The 18,285-nt window shown below is 63.0% G+C and carries 16 protein-coding genes; 10 read left to right on the top strand and 6 right to left on the bottom strand.

The window, feature by feature from the left end:
- Nucleotides 1–102: 102 nt before the first annotated feature.
- Both ACVWYF_RS20980 and ACVWYF_RS20975 read left to right on the top strand, forming a co-directional pair.
- Nucleotides 103–918: a DUF475 domain-containing protein gene (locus ACVWYF_RS20980; protein ID WP_457071800.1), complete on the top strand. Its 816-nt coding sequence runs from the start codon at nucleotides 103–105 to the stop codon at nucleotides 916–918.
- Between the two features lie 3 nt (nucleotides 919–921).
- A complete protein-coding gene (locus ACVWYF_RS20975; protein WP_457071798.1) occupies nucleotides 922–2,148 on the top strand; it encodes an MFS transporter in 1,227 nt (408 codons plus the stop codon).
- A gap of 61 nt (nucleotides 2,149–2,209) precedes the next feature.
- Here ACVWYF_RS20975 and ACVWYF_RS20970 read toward each other — a convergent pair whose 3' ends face one another.
- Complete coding sequence (locus tag ACVWYF_RS20970) at nucleotides 2,210–3,202, bottom strand: NAD-dependent epimerase/dehydratase family protein (RefSeq protein WP_457071796.1); 993 nt, start codon at nucleotides 3,200–3,202, stop codon at nucleotides 2,210–2,212.
- A 142-nt stretch (nucleotides 3,203–3,344) separates the two neighbouring features.
- Between ACVWYF_RS20970 and ACVWYF_RS20965 the strand changes: the two genes are divergently transcribed.
- Entirely contained in the window at nucleotides 3,345–3,782 is a 438-nt protein-coding gene (locus ACVWYF_RS20965) for a BLUF domain-containing protein (RefSeq protein WP_457071794.1), read from the top strand.
- Between the two features lie 42 nt (nucleotides 3,783–3,824).
- Nucleotides 3,825–4,913 carry a patatin-like phospholipase family protein gene (locus ACVWYF_RS20960; protein WP_457071792.1) on the top strand — a complete coding sequence of 363 codons (1,089 nt, stop codon included), beginning with the start codon at nucleotides 3,825–3,827 and terminating at the stop codon, nucleotides 4,911–4,913.
- A 69-nt stretch (nucleotides 4,914–4,982) separates the two neighbouring features.
- Here ACVWYF_RS20960 and ACVWYF_RS20955 read toward each other — a convergent pair whose 3' ends face one another.
- Entirely contained in the window at nucleotides 4,983–5,345 is a 363-nt protein-coding gene (locus ACVWYF_RS20955) for a hypothetical protein (protein ID WP_457071790.1), read from the bottom strand.
- A 209-nt stretch (nucleotides 5,346–5,554) separates the two neighbouring features.
- Here ACVWYF_RS20955 and kbl point away from each other — a divergent pair, with 209 nt between their 5' ends.
- Complete coding sequence (gene kbl / locus ACVWYF_RS20950) at nucleotides 5,555–6,751, top strand: glycine C-acetyltransferase (protein ID WP_457071788.1); 1,197 nt, start codon at nucleotides 5,555–5,557, stop codon at nucleotides 6,749–6,751.
- 99 nt (nucleotides 6,752–6,850) lie between these two features.
- On the opposite strand, the gene ACVWYF_RS20945 is transcribed toward kbl, so the two are convergent.
- From ACVWYF_RS20945 to folP, 3 genes are all read right to left on the bottom strand, one after another.
- On the bottom strand, nucleotides 6,851–11,251 hold the full coding sequence (locus ACVWYF_RS20945; protein WP_457071786.1) for a beta strand repeat-containing protein: 4,401 nt from the start codon (nucleotides 11,249–11,251) through the stop codon (nucleotides 6,851–6,853).
- A 348-nt stretch (nucleotides 11,252–11,599) separates the two neighbouring features.
- The gene (gene cdaA, locus ACVWYF_RS20940) at nucleotides 11,600–12,433 is read right to left on the bottom strand and encodes a diadenylate cyclase CdaA (RefSeq protein ID WP_457071783.1); all 834 of its coding nucleotides are present in this window, start codon (nucleotides 12,431–12,433) and stop codon (nucleotides 11,600–11,602) included.
- A gap of 108 nt (nucleotides 12,434–12,541) precedes the next feature.
- A complete protein-coding gene (folP, locus tag ACVWYF_RS20935; RefSeq protein ID WP_457071781.1) occupies nucleotides 12,542–13,417 on the bottom strand; it encodes a dihydropteroate synthase in 876 nt (291 codons plus the stop codon).
- Nucleotides 13,418–13,554: 137 nt separating this feature from the next.
- Here folP and ACVWYF_RS20930 point away from each other — a divergent pair, with 137 nt between their 5' ends.
- From ACVWYF_RS20930 to ACVWYF_RS20910, 5 genes are all read left to right on the top strand, one after another.
- The gene (locus ACVWYF_RS20930) at nucleotides 13,555–14,091 is read left to right on the top strand and encodes a DUF1599 domain-containing protein (RefSeq protein WP_457071779.1); all 537 of its coding nucleotides are present in this window, start codon (nucleotides 13,555–13,557) and stop codon (nucleotides 14,089–14,091) included.
- 169 nt (nucleotides 14,092–14,260) lie between these two features.
- Nucleotides 14,261–15,430 (top strand): BT_3928 family protein, encoded by a 1,170-nt coding sequence (locus ACVWYF_RS20925; protein ID WP_457071777.1) that lies wholly within the window; start codon nucleotides 14,261–14,263, stop codon nucleotides 15,428–15,430.
- Nucleotides 15,431–15,433: 3 nt separating this feature from the next.
- Entirely contained in the window at nucleotides 15,434–16,492 is a 1,059-nt protein-coding gene (locus ACVWYF_RS20920) for an ABC transporter permease (protein WP_457071775.1), read from the top strand.
- A gap of 141 nt (nucleotides 16,493–16,633) precedes the next feature.
- Nucleotides 16,634–17,218 (top strand): shikimate kinase, encoded by a 585-nt coding sequence (locus ACVWYF_RS20915; RefSeq protein ID WP_457071772.1) that lies wholly within the window; start codon nucleotides 16,634–16,636, stop codon nucleotides 17,216–17,218.
- A gap of 36 nt (nucleotides 17,219–17,254) precedes the next feature.
- Nucleotides 17,255–17,929, top strand: coding sequence for a sterol desaturase family protein (locus tag ACVWYF_RS20910; protein ID WP_457071770.1), 675 nt, complete (start codon nucleotides 17,255–17,257; stop codon nucleotides 17,927–17,929).
- 78 nt (nucleotides 17,930–18,007) lie between these two features.
- On the opposite strand, the gene ACVWYF_RS20905 is transcribed toward ACVWYF_RS20910, so the two are convergent.
- Entirely contained in the window at nucleotides 18,008–18,187 is a 180-nt protein-coding gene (locus tag ACVWYF_RS20905; protein ID WP_457071768.1) for a hypothetical protein, read from the bottom strand.
- Nucleotides 18,188–18,285 lie beyond the last annotated feature (98 nt).

The following is an 18,285-nucleotide window of genomic DNA, read 5'->3' as shown; positions in this document are numbered from 1 at the left end:
TGGTCTGTGGAGTTTGGCGTGGGCCTGGTTGTTCAACGACAAGACGCAAATATGCGTCTCTACCTCATCCCCGGCATTTATTCTACTCTCTAGCTTTAGCCCGTGAATCAATACATCGAGCAAATTCTGCAAAACCCGCTGGCCTCGCTGGCCATCGTGGGCAACCTGGTCATCATCGAAAGCCTGCTTTCGGTGGACAATGCCGCCGTGCTGGCCACCATGGTGGGCGATTTGCCCAAAGACCAGCGCCACAAGGCTCTGCGCTACGGCATTTTCGGGGCCTACATCTTCCGGGGACTGTGCATTCTGTTTGCCTCGTTTCTTATCAAGTTCTGGTTTTTGAAACCGCTCGGTGGGCTCTACCTGCTGTACCTGGTCTACGACCATTTCAAGGCCAAGCCGGCGCACGACGACGAAACCATCGACAAGCAGAAAAGCTGGATTTACCGCCACACGCTGGGCCTGTTCGGCAAGTTCTGGGCCACGGTGGCCCTGATTGAGCTGATGGATTTGGCCTTTTCCATCGACAACGTATTTGCCGTGGTGGCTTTCACCGACAACCTGATTCTGATTTGCGTGGGCGTGTTCATCGGTATTCTGGCCATGCGGCTGGTGGCGCAGGGCTTCGTGCTGCTCATGGGCAAATACCCGTTTCTGGAAACGGCGGCCTTCGTGGTCATCGGCATCCTGGGCATCAAGCTGATGCTGTCGCTGATGGCGCACTTCCTGCCCGGCCACCCGCTGAGCGAAGCTCTGGAAAGCGAGGCCGCCGACGTGGTGATTACCGTGGTCACGGTGGCATCGTTCGCGGTGCCGTGGGCTACGTCGCTGCTGTTCAACGTGCCCCAGCGGCCGGGCGGCAACCGCATCGCCGAATCCAAAGCCGCCGAAGCCGCTCAGCAGCAACAGCAGGCATAGGGCGTGGCCGAAGTTTTCCGCTCGCTACAGCACCGCAATTTCCGGCTGTACTACGCCGGGCAGTCCGTCTCGCTCATTGGCACTTGGATGCAGCGGCTGGCCGTGGGCTGGCTGGTGTACCAGGCTACGCATTCGGCCTTTCTGCTCGGGCTGGTGTCGTTTTGCGGCCAGATTCCCACGCTGCTACTCTCGCCCTACGGTGGCACCGTGGCCGACCGCTACAGCCGCTACCGCGTACTGCTCATCACCCAGATTGCCTCGCTGGTGCAGGCCTGCGTATTGGCCTGGCTGGTGCTTAGCGGCCACTACCACACCTGGGCCGTCGCCGGCCTGAGCCTGCTGCTGGGCACCATCAATGCCTTCGACATTCCGGCCCGGCAGTCGCTCATCGTGGAGCTGGTGGACGACCGCGCCCACCTGCCCAACGCCATCGCCCTGAACTCGACCATGGTGAACCTGGCCCGCTTGGTGGGGCCGGCCGTGGCCGGCCTGCTGCTGGCCCGCTTCGGCGAGGGACCGTGCTTCGTGGTGAATGCCGTGAGTTTCGTAGCCGTGGTAGCGTCGCTGCTGCTCATGCGAATAGCGCCCCGCCCCGTGCGGACCCACCGCCCCGGCGCCTGGGAAGGGCTGCGCGAGGGCTGGGCCTACCTGCGCCAGGCCCCCATTCTGCGCCGCCAGATTCTGCTCATGGCGGGCATCAGCTTCTGCGTGATGCCATTTGGCACGCTGCTGCCGGTGTTTGCCCAGGACGTGTTTCACGGGTCGGCGGGCACTTTTGGCTGGCTCAACAGCCTCTCGGGGCTGGGCTCGCTGGTGGGAGCGTTCTACCTGGCCGCGCAGCCGGCGGGGGGCCGCCGGCCGCAGCTCATCACCTACGCGGCGCTGGTGTTCAGCGCCAGCGTCATGGCCTTTGCCCTCAGCCCCATGTTCGGGCTGGCGCTGGTGTTCATCACGCTGGGCGGCACGGGCATGATGCTCTTCATCGCGGGCACCAACACGGCCATCCAGACCAACGTGGCCGACCACATGCGCGGCCGGGTGCTGAGCTACTACGTGATGGCGTTTCAGGGCATTCAGCCGCTGGGGGCGCTGCTGGTGGGCTGGCTGGCACGGCACATCGGAGCGCCGCACACGGTGGCGGTGCAGGGCGCGGCGGGCCTGCTGGTCGGGCTGGCCTTTTGGTGGACGGGCCGGGAGGCTGCGCTGCCAGAGCCGATGATAAGAGCTTAACGGCGAACACCAGAACGTCATGCTTCGGCTGCGCTCAGCATGACGTTCTTTTAACCAGCTCTTACGCTGGCTGCATCTGCTTCAAATGCAGCAGCATATCGGCCGTCATTTTATCGAGGTCGAAATCGGGCTGCCAGCCCCAGTCCTGACGGGCCTTCGAGTCGTCGATGCTGGCGGGCCAGGAATTGGCGATTTGCTGGCGGCCGTCGGGCTTGTAGGTGACTTCGAAACCGGGGACGTGCTGCTGGATGCTGGCCGTGATTTCGGCCGGCGAGAAGCTCATTGCGCCCAAATTATACGAGGTCCGGACTTTGATTTGCTCGGCCGGGGCGTGCATTAGGTCCAGGGTGGCTTTCAGCGCGTCGGGCATGTACATCATCGGCAAATACGTGTCTTCTTCGAGGAAGCACTCGTAGTTCTCGCCGGCCACGGCGCGGTGGTAAATGTCGACGGCGTAGTCGGTGGTGCCGCCGCCGGGCAGGCTCTTGTAGCCGATGAGGCCGGGGTAGCGCAGGCTGCGCACGTCCAGGCCGTGCTTGCGGTGGTACCACTCGCACCACTGTTCGCCGGCCAGCTTGCTGATGCCGTACACCGTATTCGGGTTCATGATGGTGACCTGCGGGGTGTTGTCGCGCGGGGTGTCGGGGCCGAACACGGCAATGGAGCTGGGCCAGTACACCTGCGCCACGCCGTGGGCCACGGCCGCTTCGAGCACGATGAGCAGGCCGTCCATGTTCAGCTGCCAGCCGAAGAGCGGATTCTTCTCCGCCGTGGCGGAGAGCAGCGCGGCGAGGTGATAAATCTGCTTGGGGCGATACTGGCGGATGAGCTTGTCGAGGCGCGAGCGGTCGAGCACATCGAGCAGCTCGAAGGGGCCGCCGGCCAGCAGGTCCGGGTTTTTGGGCGGGCGCACGTCGGCGGCCACTACCAGGTGGGGCTCGTAGCGCTGGCGCAATGCCGCCACCAGCTCCAGGCCCAGCTGGCCGCAGGCGCCGATAACCAGCACCGAGCCGGGTAATACAGAAGTGTCAGGGTCGCCGGGAGTGAGGGCCATGCGCGGGGGTCAGGTTGAGATGGGGAGAGTGGGAGTTGGGCCGCAAAGATACCGGGGCCGCCGTGGCCGGACCGCCGGCGCGGGCACCGTTTTGCCCCCAACGGTGTTGGAGCGCCTTAGTTACACCAATTTTGACCCATCCATGCCCCCGCAACCCACGCTTTACACCTTAATTTATCGCAGCCAGGCCTCGCGGGCGGTGCATGAAGTGACGCTGCCGCCGCTGCTGCGCAAAGCCCGCCTGCACAACGAGCGCAGCCGCCTCGGCGGCCTGCTGCTGTACGCCAACGGCGAATTTATGCAGGTAATCGAAGGCCCCGAGCCCGCCCTGAGCCAGCTCTATGCCCGCATTCAGGCCGACCCGCGCCACTACGCCGTGCGTACCCTCGCCTACGGCCCCATTGCCGAGCGGGCCTTCCCCGACTGGCGCATGGCCTACGCCCCGGCCGATGCCCGGGCCCTGGAAAAAATCACCGGCTTCCTGCCGCTGGCGGCGGCCCCCGGCCACGCGCCGCACCCGCCCCAGGAAGTGGCGCAGCTGCTGCACCACTTCGCCCAGGGCCGTGCTCAGGACCAATAGCATCGGCGGGTTCGGCTGGCGGCCGGCGGTATCTTTGGGGCCATGAAGGTGCGCTTGCTGCTATTGTGTTTTGGAATCTGGCTGCTGGGAAGCGCGGCGGCCCGTGCCCAGGCACCCGCGCCGCCGCGCTACCGCAACCTCGTGATGGAAGGCGGCGGCATCCGGGGCATTGCCTACGGCGGGGCCTTGCTGGAGCTGGAGCAGCGCGGCGTGCTGGCCGGCCTCACGCGGGTGGGCGGCACCTCGGCCGGGGCCATTCAGGCGGCGCTGCTGGCGGTGGGCTACTCGGCCCAGGAAATAATTGACGTGGTGAATGCCACGCCCGTGCAGCGGCTCAACGACGGCCGGTTCATCTTCTTCGGCGGCACGCACCGGCTGGTGAAGGAGTACGGCTGGTACCGGGGCGACGAGTTCAGCACCTACCTCGGCGAGCTGGTGGCCCGCAAAACCCAGAATGCCCACCTCACCCTGGGCGAGCTGCACGCGCTGGCCCTACAGGAGCCCATCCGCTTCCGCGACCTCTACACCACGGGCACCAATCTCACCACCCAGCGTGTACAGGTATTCAGCCACGAAACCACGCCTACCATGCGCGTGGCCGATGCCGTCCGCATCAGCATGAGCATTCCGCTCTACTTCCGGGCGGTGCTGCTCGATGCGGATAACAAGGTAATAACCGGCACGCCCGCGCCCGGCCAGCCCGTGCAGGTGCTCGTCGATGGCGGCCTGCTGGCCAACTACCCCGTCGATTTATTCGACTACCCGCGCTACCTGCCCGCCGTCCCGGCCGCCCTTCCCGATGCCCACGGCCACATCTTCAACCCCGAAACCCTGGGCCTGCGCCTCGACCGCGCCGAGCAGATTCCGCTGGATGGCGCGCCCGCCGGCCGCCAGCAGCTGGCCCCCTACGCCATCACCGATTTCACCACCTACATGGGCGCGCTCTACACCGTGGCCCTCGAAAACCTCAACCCCGTGCAGCCCAACGACTGGCAGCGCACCATCAGCATCGACTTCCTGAACTTCAGCCCCAAAATCAAGCGGATTTCGGACGCGCAGAAAAAGCAGCTGATGGACAGCGGGAGGAAGGGGGCGCAGGCGTTTCTGGCGCGGCAGATGGGGCAGAAGTAGCGGCAGTTGTAAGGCCGAAAGCCGCTGCCCAACGAATTAAGCAGCGGCTTTGCGGTTGCAAAAGTTCGACTATGCCGTGCGGAAGCCGGTGGCCTGCCGGATGCTGCGCTCGTTGCCGGTGGCGGGGTCAGCGTAGGAGTGGTCACCCACTTCCACCGACAGGCGCTTACCTACCAGCTGCTTGGTGTCGAGGTCTTTGCCGGCTTCGGGCTTGATGCCCACGGCGGAATACAGCTGGAGAATAATGGGGTGGCCGGCCTCAGAATTATAGAAGCGCTGGGATACAAATCCGTCTTCGTTTTCCATATGCGCCGCAAAAAACGGCACGCTCTGGTGCTCGCTCACGCCTTCTTCGATGGCGGTAATTTCGACCGTGTGGCGGCCGTCGGGGAGGAAACCTTTGTCCTGCCCTTTATCAACTGCGATTTTCATATAACTAAATTTATTGGGAAATTTAAACTAAATTTATTAGCTTAACGAACGTATTGATTCAAGGTTTCATTTCCAACCCCAAAAAATTGGTTCTTCAGCTCATCGTACCGTAATGCTTTAAACAGGCCGCCCGGCAAGCTAACCGTTGCTCAACTGTAGCGGCCGGCTTCTGGCACGTAATTTTGATTTATTACACCAACTCCCACCATATGTACGCCACTCTCCAGCCCGACCTCACCCAGCAGCTCCAGGAAATCAAGGATGCCGGCCTTTTCAAGAAGGAGCGCATCATCACCTCGCCCCAGGGGGCCGAAATTGAAACCGACGAAGCCGGCGAAGTGCTGAACTTCTGCGCCAACAACTACCTGGGCCTGAGCTCACACCCCGAGGTCATCAAGGCCGCCAAAGAAGCCATTGATACGCACGGCTACGGCATGAGCTCGGTGCGCTTCATCTGCGGCACCCAGGATATTCACAAGGAGCTGGAGGCCAAGCTGGCCGAGTTCTTGGGCACCGAGGACACCATTCTCTACGCCGCCGCTTTCGATGCCAACGGCGGGGTGTTCGAGCCGCTGTTCAATGAGCAGGACGCCATTATTTCCGATGCCCTGAACCACGCCAGCATCATCGACGGGGTGCGGCTGTGCAAGGCCCAGCGCTACCGCTACGCCCACAACGATATGGCCGACCTGGAAAAGCAGCTCCAGGATGCTCAGGCCAAGGGCACGCGCCACCGCATCATCGTGACGGACGGCTCGTTTTCGATGGATGGCACCATCGCGCAGCTCGACAAAATCTGCGACCTCGCCGATAAATACCAGGCCCTAGTAATGGTGGACGAATGCCATAGCAGCGGCTTCCTGGGCAAGACCGGCCGGGGCACCCACGAAATGCGCGGCGTGATGGGCCGCGTCGACATCATCACTGGCACGCTGGGCAAGGCCCTGGGCGGGGCCATGGGCGGCTTCACATCGGGCCGCAAGGAAATTGTGGACATGCTGCGCCAGCGCAGCCGGCCGTACCTGTTCAGCAACACCCTGGCCCCGGCCATCGTGGGCGCGTCGCTCCGCGTGCTGGAGCTGCTCACGGAAAGCACCGAGCTGCGCGATAAGCTCGAAGCGAACACCACCTACTTCCGCGAAAAGATGACCGCCGCCGGCTTCGACATCACGCCCGGCGAGCACCCCATCGTGCCCGTCATGCTGTACGATGCCAAGCTGGCCCAGGAATTCGCGGCCCGCATGCTCACCGAAGGCATTTACGTGGTGGGATTCTACTACCCCGTGGTGCCCCAGGGCAAGGCCCGCATCCGGGTGCAGCTGAGCGCCGGCCATACCCGCGAGCACCTGGACAAGGCTATTGCCGCCTTCACCAAAGTGGGCAAAGAGCTGGAGGTGTTGAAGTAAAGGTCCGGCACAGCCAGCCACTGAGCTCATTTTAGCAGGTACAAAAAAGCCCCGCTGGCAACTGCCAGCGGGGCTTTTTGCTTGGCGCGAGGCGCTACGTTATTCGCGTACCACGCGCTGGGTCAGCACGCCTTCGGTCGTTTTCACCCGGAAGGTGTACACGCCCGAAGCCAAGTTGGCCAGGTTCAGCGAGGCCGAGCCGGCGGCAATGGTGCTGGTATGCACCACCTGGCCCAGCGAGTTTAGTACCACCAGCTGCGAGGCCGTGGCACGGGGGCCGCGCAGTTCCAGCGTGAGGCTGCCGTTGGGCGTGGGGTTGGGGTACACCAGCAGGCTCACGCCGGTGAGCGAAGCCGTTTGCGTAGCCGTCACCACTACCGCCACCGCGTTGGACGGCGCCGAAGCGCAACCCGAGGTCGAAGTCACGACCACCGTGTAGCTGCCATTCTGCGAGCCCACCGGGAGCGACAGCGTGTTGCTAGTGCCAGCGGGAGCCACGGCCACACCGTTGACAAAGAACTGGTAGATAACGCCGGCCAGGGCCGGCGTAGTCAGCAGCACCCCGCCCGCCTGGGGTGAGGAGGTGAGCGTGGGCGTCACCACTCCGAAGTTGATGGTGATGGTGGTGCTGGACGACGAGCCGCTGCACGCGCCCGAGGTAGCCACCGTGTTGAGGATGGTGTAGGTACCGTCGCTGGTGGCGTTGGCCAAGCTGATAACCCCCGTGGTCGGATTCACCGTCAGGCCCAGGCCCGTGGTCGAGAACGTGCCGGCCACCGCACCGGGGGCCAGCACCGGTGCTACCGTAGTAGTCGAGCCCGTGCAATACGTGCCGGCGGGGTAGCTGAAGGCCGCGTTCGGCGGCGTCACCAGCGTCAGCACCACGCGGCCCGTCGAGGTACACGAAGCCGTGGGGCCGGTGGGCGTCAGCGTGAGGGTCACGGTACCAGCGGTTACATCGGCGGCCGAAGGCGTGTAGGTTGCGTTGAGCGTAGTGGCATTGGGCGAGAACGTGCCCGTGCCGCTGGTGGTGTATGTAGCGCCCGTGGCCGTGCCGGCAATGGTGCCGGCCAGCTGGTACGGGTTGCGGCCGCAGCTATTAGCGGCGGCCACCGGCAGCGAAGCCACCAGACCCGGCGTCACGGTCACCGCAATCGGGGTACGCGAAGCACCCACGCATTCCGAGCCAATCTGCCAGTTGTAGAAGAAATAATAGTACGAGGACAGCGTAGCGCCCGTGATGCTCACCGTGCCGCTGGGCGAGGTGTAGGGGTACGTGGTGGCCGGGGCGGCCGCAGTGTAGTCCCGCACCAGGGCCGGCGTAGCCGAGCTCAGGTACAAGGTGTAGCTACCGGCGGCGGGCACGGCAAAATTCAGCGCGAGCACCGTGGGCGATACGGCGGCCGTGGTGTTGGCCGGCACCGGCACCGTGATGGTGGCCAGAGCCCCCGTGGTGCTGGTGGTGCTGCCCGTCAGCAGGTTAATGGTGGCCGTGCCGGCCGCCGCGTTGGCCGTGCGGTACACCGTCACGTTCGCAATGGTGGTGGGGCCGGTGGTGGTGAAATACAGACCACCGCCCGTATTGGTGCCATCCACGCCGTTCGTCAGGGCTTTGCCCACGTTCTCGGTGCCGCCCGCGAAGGCTTCGGCGTAGTAAGTGGTGTTAGCCGTGAGGGCCGGCGTCACGAAGGGGTTGCCGGTACCGATGGCCGTGCCGCCGGTGGCCGCCGTGAAGTAACGCACCGAAATGCCCGTGGGCACCGTGGCCGACAGCGTAGCCGTGCCGCCCGCGCAGGTGCTGACCGGCGTGGGAGCCGCCGAAATCACGGGGTTGTTCACCGAGATGGCGGCCACATTGCTGTAGGTCGTGTTGGTGTTGCAGGTGCTGCGCACGCGGTAGTAGGTGGTGCTGTTGAGCACGGGCGTGGTGTAGGTGGCCGCCGTAGCGCCGGCAATGTCCGTGAAAATACCGGTGGCGCTGGTGCTGCTCTGGTACTGGATGCTGCCGTTGGCAGCGCCGGTTAGGGCCAGCGAAGCGCTGCCGCTCACGCAGATATTGAAGGTGGCGGGCGACAATACGCCGGCCACCGGGGCTACCACCGTGCGGGTAGCGGCGGGGGTCAGCACGTTGTTGGAGGTGTTGGCATCGCCCACCACCGTGGCCGTCACGGCAAAGGCGTACGTGCCCAGCGTGGTCATGTTCAGGGTGCCGGTCAGGGTTACGCTCAGGGTAGCGCCGCTAGCCAGGGTGCCCGTGCTCACGGTGCCGGGGAAGGTTTGCGTGGTGCCGCCGGGCAGCGTCACTACTACGGCAATGGTGGCCGGGGTAGTAGCGAAGTTGAGGGTCGAAGTACCCGCGTTGCGAATCTGCACAATCACGGCCTCGGCGGCGCTGTAGCAGCTCGTGCCCGTGGCGGGGCCTAGCAGGGCCACCGGGGCCACATCCACGGCTACCGGCGTAAACTCATAAGCGCCCAGGTCGGGAGCCGCGCCCCGGGTCGCGCCCGTGATGTCCTCGGTGACGCGGGTGAGCGGCGTGCCGGCGTTGTTGAGCAGCACGTTGCTGGGCAGCAGGTTGCCGGTGCCAGCCCCCACAAATACCGGGTCGGCCGAGATGCTGTTCTGGTCGAACGCGTTGCTGTTGGCGGCCTGCAGGTTGGCCAGCGTGACCAGCGCGGTGCTGAAGTAGCCCACGTTGCCGTTGGGCACGTAAATGTCGTTGTAGTTGCTACTGGTAGGGGCCGTCGAATAGTACAGGCCATATTTGGTGCCTGCGCTGGGCCGGGTGATGCTCACCACGTTGTTCTTCACATCGGCGCTGGCCCCGGAGTTGTAGATGCCGTAGGTCGTGCTGGTGTTGGCCGACTGGTCGTCGGCGTTGATGGTGTTGTTGTAGATGCGGCTGAACGCAGCGCCCGAATTGTAGATAAGGTACTGCGTGCCCACCCCGTTGATGTTGTACAGCACGTTGTTCACCACGTCGTTGGTGGTTGTGGCCGTGGCCCCGGTGCCAGTGGTCAGGTAAATGCCGTACAGGGTGCTGGTGGAAGCCGGGTTGCCCGTGAACGGGTCGTGCAGGCGGTTTTTCTCAATGGCTTGGCTGCGCGACGAGCCGGACAAATAAATGCCGTAGAACGAACTGACCGCCGTACGCAGCGGGCGGCTCACGTCGTTGCCGATGAACTGCGCCCCGTCCTGATACCCCGAGTAAATCCCGTAGGTATAGAAGTCGCGCACGTTGTTGTTGCGCACGATGTTGCCCGTATTCAGCGAAGTCGTGCTGTTGCCGTACAGCGTGATGCCGTAATAGCCCCCGTTCACGGTGTTGCCCTCAATGGTGAGGTTGTTGGCCGAGTTGCCGCTGGTGGTAGCGCTGGCCAGTGAACCGTTCACCACAATGCCCGCGAAGTTGCTCGACGTGGTGGCGATATCCGCGTTGATGGTGTTGTTGGTAACACGGTCGTTATCAGCCGCATTGGTCAGCAGCACGCCGTAGCCGTAGGTGCCGCTGGTGCCGCTGCCGCCAGTGGCATCAATGTTCAGGTTGTTGATGGTGGTGTAGTCGGTGCCGTTGAGCTGCACGACTGCCCGCTGGTTGGTATTGGCCGAGGCGTACCGGATGGTGCGTCCGCCGCCGTTCACCACAATGGTGTTGGTGGCGCTTACGCCAGCCACATCACCCAGCAGAAACTGCTCGGTGTAAGGGCCGCCCGTCACCGTCAGGGTCACCGGGCCGTTGACGCCGTCCTGGTTCAGGCGGGCAGCGGCATCGGTGAAGCTGATGAAGTTGGTGCCCGCCGTGGGCAGTGCGCTGTTGATGGTGTATGCCCCGCTGATGGGGTTAGCGGTCTGGCTGGTCACCGTGATGTTGTCAATCGTGGCCGGCGGCTGCGCGCCCAGCGAACCATCGTTGCGCCAGGTAAAAATCAGGCGCTGGGTGCTGCCGCTGAAATTGCCCGGCAGCTGGAGCGTAGTCCGGCCAAAGGTGGTTTGCAGGTTGATTTGGGCCAGCACCGTCACGCCGGCCGGAATGGTGCCCGCCACCGGTGTAAACGAGGTGGGGGCCACCTGCACCAGAATGTAGTCGTAGGTGCTTTCGCCCGCCGCTTTCCAGTCGAAACCCAACTGGATATTGCCCTGGCCGGCGGCCACGGTCACGTCGCGGTACATGTGCGAAACCGAGGCCGTGCTCACGGTGTACGCATTGCTCACGCCCCCATCATTGCTGATGTAAGCCGACTTGGTGCCCGTGGTGGTGGGGCCGTTGCCGCCCACCGTGCCCACAAACCACTGGTTGATGTTGGTCGCGGCCCCGTTAACGAGCGTGAAGCTATTGGTTGCGCCTTCAAAGGTTTCGTTGAAGACCGTGGTGGTTTGGGCCTGCGCCCCTACGCCACCCAGGAGCAGGAGCCCGGCCCCAAACAGGCGCGTGAACCGCTTTGGTGATGACAGGGCACGGAGCAACAACCCCTGCTGCTCGCGGAGTATTTTTTTGTGCATAAGACAAAAGAGTAAATATGGATGAATACGGGGGTGAAAAAGGGGAATGAACGAAAAAACAACTGGGTGGTAGCGCAACAAATCGAAACCGTTCCGGACCTGGCCGGCAGTCGGATTTGGCTGACAAAGGCGATGGGTGAATCGCACCAAAAGGCAACTGCCTGAGAGGCATAGCACAGAACGCTCCGAGAAAAGTAAAAACGAAAAGCTCAGAATCCTAATCCGCCCCCTACTGCCACCCGCATCACGCCAGCCCAAACCACTGCGTTAATCATTGATTAACACAGGCATAACTCTCAATAAAATGATTTTCCCCGGTTGCTCCTCCCCCGCCACCGGGCAGGGCCATCAAGCGGCAGCTTCGGCTTTGCGCGAAGCACTGGCGGCGTTGGCGGCCGGCGCTAAGAGCCATTCGTTCAGGCGGGCACGCAGCTCGCTGGTGCCCAGGTTGCGATGCACTTCGCCGTGGCGCACGAGGCTCATGGCCCCGGTTTCTTCGCTTACTACCAGCACCACGGCGTCGGTGATTTCGCTCAGGCCGATGGCGGCGCGGTGGCGCAGGCCCAGCGAGGCGGGCACGTCGGGATTCTCGCTCACGGGCAGAATGCAGCGGGCGGCCCGCAGGCGGCCGTTGGCCACAATCACGGCCCCGTCGTGCAGGGGTGAGGTTTTGTTGAAGATGGAAAGCAGCAGGCGCTTGCTGATTTCGGCATCGAGCCGGTCGCCAGACTCGGCGAAGGGCGTGAGGTCAGACGCTTGGGTGAAGCAGATGAGCGCGCCGGTGTATTTGTTGGAAAGGCTTTTGGCGGCTTCCACGAAGGGGCCGACGGCCAGCGGCACGGCCTCGGCGGGGCGGCCCCAGGTCCAGCCGCGCACGCGCTCCAGGGCCGTGGCCTTGCCCACACTCAACAAAAACCGCCGGATTTCCTGCTGAAACAGGATGATGCTGGCCAGCACGCCCACGCTCATAAACTGCCCCAGAATCTTGGTGAGCAGCTCCATACCCGTCGCCTTCACGACCAAGTACAGCAGGTAAAACGACACCAGCCCCAGTGCTACATTCAGGGCCACCGAGCCGCGCAACAGCTTGTAGAGCTGGTACAGCAGCACCGTCACCAGCAACACATCGGCCGCGTCAATCCAGCCGAAATGCAGGAAATTGATGGGGAATGGGCCGGTCATGGGCGGGGCTAAAAAGGGGAGGGCGGGCAATAGCACGCCCGCTACAAAAGAGGCGCGCAGGGCAGCGGCCGTTGCACGGCAGGCCTTCCCGCATTCAAATTACGGCCTTTATTCCGCCATCGGAAAGGTATTGGCAAATAATTGTACGGTTTGGCGGGCTTCGGCCACGTCGTGAGCGCGCAAGAGCCGGGCTCCGCCTTGCAGGGCCACCATGTGCAGGGCGGTGGTACCGTTGAGGGCCGTTTCGGGGCCGAGGCCGAGGGGGCCGTACACCATTCGTTTGCGCGAGAGGGCGGCCAGCACGGGCAGGCCCAGCGCCCGCAGCTCGGGCAGGCGGCGCAGCAGCTCGTGGCTTTGGGCAGCGGTTTTGGCAAAGCCGAAGCCGGGGTCGAGCAGCACATCGACCGCGCCGGCGGTGCGCAGGGCGGCCACGCCGGCGCGGAAGTGGCGCAGCAGCGTGAGCACCAGGTCATCTTCGTAGTGCGTGAGCTTGCTCATGGTTTGAGGCGTGCCGCGCAGGTGCATCAGCACGTAGGGCACGCGCAGGCGGCCCACGGTGGCAATCATGGCGGCATCGAGGGTACCGCCGCCCACATCGTTCACCAGGTCGGCCCCGGCCTGCACGGCGGCTTCGGCCACGCCGGCCCGGAAGGTATCGGCGGAGAGAAAGGCCTGCGGGAATTCTTTGCGCAGGGCCGCCACGGCGGGCAGCAGACGCTGGGTTTCTTTGGCTTCGGATATGTCCTCGGCCCCGGGGCGGGTACTGTAGGCCCCGAGGTCGAGCACGGCAGCCCCGGCCTGTAGCATGGCTCCGGCGCGGTTCAGCAGGTCTTTTTCGGAGGCCACGCGGCTGCCGGCGAAGAACGAGTCGGGCGTGAGGTTGAGGATGCCCATAACCTGCGGCCGGCGCAAATCGAGCAGGCGGCCGTGGGGGCTCAGGAGTGACTGAGCGGCGGAGTGAATAGACGGATGCTGAGTATGCATGGATTTACTTTGTCATGCTGAGGCACGAAGCACCTTATCACGGCTGCGTGTTTTTGGAATCATTTACTCAAGCAGAGCGGACGTGGTAAGGTCCTTCGCGCTGCTCAGGATGACAATATTAAGTTGTCGCGCACCGCTTGACTACTCCCGAACACTACGACCTGCTGCTGGCCCGCTGCCGCACCCTGTTTCTGGCCAAAACCCACGACTATGGCACGGCGTGGCGCATTTTGCGCCTGCCCTCGGTCACGGACCAGATTTTTATCAAAGCCAACCGCATCCGGACCATTCAGGAAACCGGCGTGCAGCTGGTGGCCGATGATGTGAACGAGGAGTTCGTGGCCATCATCAACTACTGCCTCATTGCTCTGATGCAGCTGCACCTGCCGAAAGACACACCGCTCGACATGGCCCCCGATGCCGTGGCCCTGGCCTACGACCACGAAGCCGCCGAAAACCGCCGCCTGCTGCTGGCCAAAAACCACGACTACGGCGAAGCCTGGCGGCAAATGCGCGTAGCCAGCATCACCGACCTGATTCTGATGAAGCTGCACCGCGTGAAGCAGCTCGAGGACATCGGCGGGGCGGCCCTGGTGAGTGAGAGCGTGGAAGGCAGCTACCGCGACATGCTGAACTACGCCGTGTTTGCGCTGATTCTGCGGGGGGAAGAGTAGAACGTCATGCAGAGCGCAGCGAAGCATCTTTACCGCAGTAAGTAATCAGATTACTATTGCGGTAAAGATGCTTCGCTGCGCTCTGCATGACGTTCTGCCCCGCCGGCCCGACCTTTACCCCAACTTTGGACGTTGCCCCTGCGTTCTGCCCCCGGCTTACCTTTATCTTATGTCTCCAACTAGCTCTGCTCCGGCCGTTGCGCCGGCCCCTCATTTGTTGCGCACCATCACCCGCGTGTGCTGGTTTTTGCTGGGCGCGCTGTTCATTTTTTCGGGCCTGATTAAGCTGAACGACCCGGTGGGCACGGCTTACAAGCTGGAAGAATACTTCGAGGTGTTTGCCATTTCGGTGCCGCCGCTGGAGGGCTTTTTTCTGTGGTTCAAGAATCTTTCGCGCACGCTGTCCATCGTGCTCAGCTCGCTCGAAGTCATTCTGGGCGTGGCCCTGCTGTTACGTTGGCACCTGAAAATTACGCTCTGGGTGCTACTGGGGCTGCTCACGTTCTTCGCCTTCCTCACCTTCTATTCGGCGGCCTTCAATAAGGTGACGGACTGCGGCTGCTTCGGCGATTTCATCAAGCTCACGCCCTGGACGTCGTTTGCCAAGGACATGTTCTTGCTGGTGCTGTGGGGGGTGGTGTTCACGCACCAGCGGTTTTTGCGGCATTCCTTCGTCACCGGCACGTTCGGGATTATGGTCATGACGTTTGCCACGGCCATTGCCATCGGCATTGGGGTGCGGGCGCTGGGCCACCTGCCCTACTTCGATTTTCTGCCCTACAAAGTGGGCAACGACATCGGCAAGCTGATGAAGCCCGCCGAGCCCGCCCGCTACCGCTACACCATGACGCGCAACGGCGAAACCAAAACCTTCGACGCCTACCCCACCGATACCACCTGGAAATACCAGGCCATGGAATCGCTGAACCCCAAAACCTCCAGCCCGGTCATCACCGATTTTGAGGTTTCGGACGTCGATGGCAATTCCTACACCCAGGAGCTGCTGAAAGGCAGCAAGCTGGTGCTCATCATCCAGAACACCAACAAGACGGACCGCGACCGGTTCGTGGCCATCAACAAGCTGATGGAAGATGCCGCCAAGTCGCGGCGCGGCATCACGCCGCTCACCATCACGAGTACCAGCGCGGCCAAGTTCGACTCGTTCCGCCACGACGTGAACCTGCCCGGTGCCTACTATTTCGCCGATGCCACGGTGCTCAAATCAATCATTCGCTCCAACCCCGGCCTCATGCTGCTGCAAAACGGCGTGGTGAAAGCCAAGTACCACTACCACGACATTCCAGCGCTGTGGCAGCTGGAAAAAGCACTGAAGGAGTAAGTTATGCTCGCCTTCATCCTCCGCCGTTTAGCCCAGGGCCTGCTCGTGCTGGTGGGGGTGGCCTGCACGGTGTTTTTGCTCTTCAACGTGCTGCCCGGCGACCCCGCCGCCCTGCTCGCCGGCCAGCGCAGCGACCTGGCCACCAAAGCCGCCATCACCGCCGACCTCGGCCTCGACCAGCCCCTGCCCGCCCGCCTGGTGGGCTACCTCAACGATATTTCGCCGCTCGGCCTGCACCCCGCCGACTCGGCCGGCCGCGCCCGCTACGGCGGCTTCGCAGTGCTGCCCCTGGGTAGCAAGGCGCTGGTGCTGAAAACGCCCTACCTGCGCCGCTCCTTCCAGAGCAATAAAGACGTGCTGCGCATTCTGCTCGATTATTTCCCCGGCACCATGTGGCTGGCGCTGGCGGCCATGCTCATTGCCAGCGTGGGCGGCGTGGCCTTTGGCGTGGTGGCGGCACTCCGGCCCCAGTCGTGGCTCGATAGGGTACTGGTGAGCACGTCGGTGCTGGGCATTTCGGTGCCGTCGTTCGTGGCGGCCATCCTCATTGCCGTCACCTTCGGCTTTTACTGGAGCCACTTCACGGGCCTAAGCCTCACCGGGCAGCTGTATGAAACCGACCCGTTCACGGGCGAGCGGCACTTAGTGCTGCGCAATCTGCTGCTGCCGGCGGTGGCGCTGGGCATCCGGCCGCTGGCCATCATCACGCAGCTCACGCGTTCCAGCATGCTCGATGTGCTGAGCCAGGACTACATCCGCACGGCCCGCGCCAAGGGCCTGAGTCGCACGGCCACCGTGCTGCACCACGCCCTGCGCAACGCCCTGAACCCGGTGGTCACGGCCGTATCGGGCTGGCTGGCCTCCCTCATGGCGGGCGCGTTTTTCATCGAATACATCTTCAACTGGAAAGGCTTAGGCACCGTGACGCTCCGGGCCGTAGAAAACCTCGATTTCCCGGTGGTGATGGGCGCCACGCTATTCGTAGCCGCGCTGTTTGTGCTGATAAATATTGTGGTTGACGTGCTCTACGCCGTACTCGACCCGCGCGTGAAGCTGAGTTAACGAGCAGTAGACGCGAAGCGGTGCTTCGCGCCCTCACCCAATATGCCGCCCCAACCGCACGAATACGCGAAGCACCGCTTCGCGCCACGCCCTGCCGGTACACCGTTTGTAAAATTGCCCTAACTCCTCAGGTCAGGACTTGTGAAGCAGCTTCTCCCCGATACTATTGTTTCGCCCGGCGGCTCCGGCCACCTGAGCCTTGTGGGCCTGCCCGGCGCGGGCAAAACCACCCTCGGCCGCCAGCTGGCCGCTCACTTCAACCGCCCGTTCCTGGACCTTGATGTGGCCATTGAGGCCCGCACCGGCCGTAGCGTACGCGCCATTTTTGCCGAGGATGGCGAAGTCAGCTTCCGGGCTGTGGAGGCGGCGGTACTGCGCGACGCGCTGGCCCACGCCGGGCCGCCGCTGGTGCTGGCCACGGGCGGCGGCACCCCCTGCTTTCACAATAATATGGCGTTGCTCAACCACGCCGGCCCCACGCTCTGGCTCGATGTTCCCATCGAAGTACTGGCCGCCCGCCTGCCCCCCGAGGAAGTAGCCAAACGCCCCCTGCTGGCCGCTGCCGGCGGGGCCGAAGCCTGGCTGCGCGAAACTCTTGCCGCCCGAAGTCAGTTTTATACCCAAGCGCGGCTGCGCTGCTCGGCCGCCTGCACGCTGCCGGCCGTGGTGGCCCAGCTGGCGGGAGCCGGTTTTGCCCTGCCCGCGACATTGCCGCCCGCATCGTAATTTTGTCAATTGATTCGTTCGACGTTCGTTACCCCTATGCAATCAGTATCCACCGAAGAACCGACTGTAAACGAGGCTCCCACACCCACTACAGCCCCCCTACGGCCCAAGCACAAAGGCTCGGCGCAGCTCTTTCAGAACCCGGTGCTGGAGCGGCTTTCGCACACGCACATCGCGCTGCCGGTGGGCATTTTTGCCATCACGGGCATTATCAGCATGTATTACGGCCTCACGCACGGCTTCATGACGGGCGTGGCCGCACTGGGGCTTTTCCTGGTGGGCCTGCTGGCTTTCACGTTCGTGGAATATCTGGTACACCGCTACGTGTACCACATTCCGGCCACTACGGCGGGCCGGGCCAAGTTCCAGTACACCATGCACGGCGTGCATCACGAGTACCCCAAGGATAAAACCCGGCTGGCTATGCCGCCCATCATCACGGTATTTGTGGCGTCGCTGCTGTTCTTCATTTTCCGCTTCAGCTTCGGCTCTTATGCGTTTGGGCTGCTGTCGGGCTTCACGTTTGGCTACGCGATGTACCTGTTTGTACACTATGCCATTCACGCGTACTCGCCACCCAAAAACTTCCTAAAAGTATGGTGGACGCACCACAGCCAGCACCACTACCGGCAGGACGAAGTGGCCTTTGGCGTGAGCAGCACGCTCTGGGACCACATCATCGGCACCATGCCCAGCAAGAAAAGCGCCTAGCTTTTCGGCCGGCTGAGGCATAAAAAAGCGCTGCTCCTTCATAGGAGCCGCGCTTTTTTGTTGTTGCTACGCGTCGGATTAGGGACGTGGGCCGCGCATTTTGTTCACGATAAAGAACAGCAGCGCTACCACGATAAACACGGCAATGATGCCCGTGTAGGCCCCGGCTTTGAAAATATCGCCAATGGCTGCGCAGCCAGTGAGCGAAGTCGCCAGGAAACTGAGAAACAGAAACAGGGTAAAACGGGAAGTATTCATGGCGTGAAAGAATAAAGAAGGGAGGTGAAAGCCGCTTAGCACGCTGGCTACGGGGTTAGGGCTGATACTGTGCCTGCGCCAAAAAGGTTAGCATCACC

Source organism: Hymenobacter sp. UYAg731 (genome assembly GCF_054061335.1).
Note: the sequence above shows the minus strand (reverse complement) of the source record. Positions and strands in the feature narration are given on the sequence as shown.

Excerpts from the sequence above, each read along its gene's own strand:
- ACVWYF_RS20970 (WP_457071796.1), bottom strand. The coding sequence starts at position 3,202 with ATGGCCCTCACTCCCGGCGACCCTGACACTTCTGTATTACCCGGCTCG.
- ACVWYF_RS20965 (WP_457071794.1), top strand. The coding sequence starts at position 3,345 with ATGCCCCCGCAACCCACGCTTTACACCTTAATTTATCGCAGCCAGGCC.
- ACVWYF_RS20960 (WP_457071792.1), top strand. The coding sequence starts at position 3,825 with ATGAAGGTGCGCTTGCTGCTATTGTGTTTTGGAATCTGGCTGCTGGGA.
- ACVWYF_RS20955 (WP_457071790.1), bottom strand. The coding sequence starts at position 5,345 with ATGAAAATCGCAGTTGATAAAGGGCAGGACAAAGGTTTCCTCCCCGAC.
- kbl (WP_457071788.1), top strand. The coding sequence starts at position 5,555 with ATGTACGCCACTCTCCAGCCCGACCTCACCCAGCAGCTCCAGGAAATC.
- ACVWYF_RS20945 (WP_457071786.1), bottom strand. The coding sequence starts at position 11,251 with ATGCACAAAAAAATACTCCGCGAGCAGCAGGGGTTGTTGCTCCGTGCC.
- cdaA (WP_457071783.1), bottom strand. The coding sequence starts at position 12,433 with ATGACCGGCCCATTCCCCATCAATTTCCTGCATTTCGGCTGGATTGAC.
- folP (WP_457071781.1), bottom strand. The coding sequence starts at position 13,417 with ATGCATACTCAGCATCCGTCTATTCACTCCGCCGCTCAGTCACTCCTG.
- ACVWYF_RS20925 (WP_457071777.1), top strand. The coding sequence starts at position 14,261 with ATGTCTCCAACTAGCTCTGCTCCGGCCGTTGCGCCGGCCCCTCATTTG.
- ACVWYF_RS20920 (WP_457071775.1), top strand. The coding sequence starts at position 15,434 with ATGCTCGCCTTCATCCTCCGCCGTTTAGCCCAGGGCCTGCTCGTGCTG.
- ACVWYF_RS20910 (WP_457071770.1), top strand. The coding sequence starts at position 17,255 with ATGCAATCAGTATCCACCGAAGAACCGACTGTAAACGAGGCTCCCACA.
- ACVWYF_RS20905 (WP_457071768.1), bottom strand. The coding sequence starts at position 18,187 with ATGAATACTTCCCGTTTTACCCTGTTTCTGTTTCTCAGTTTCCTGGCG.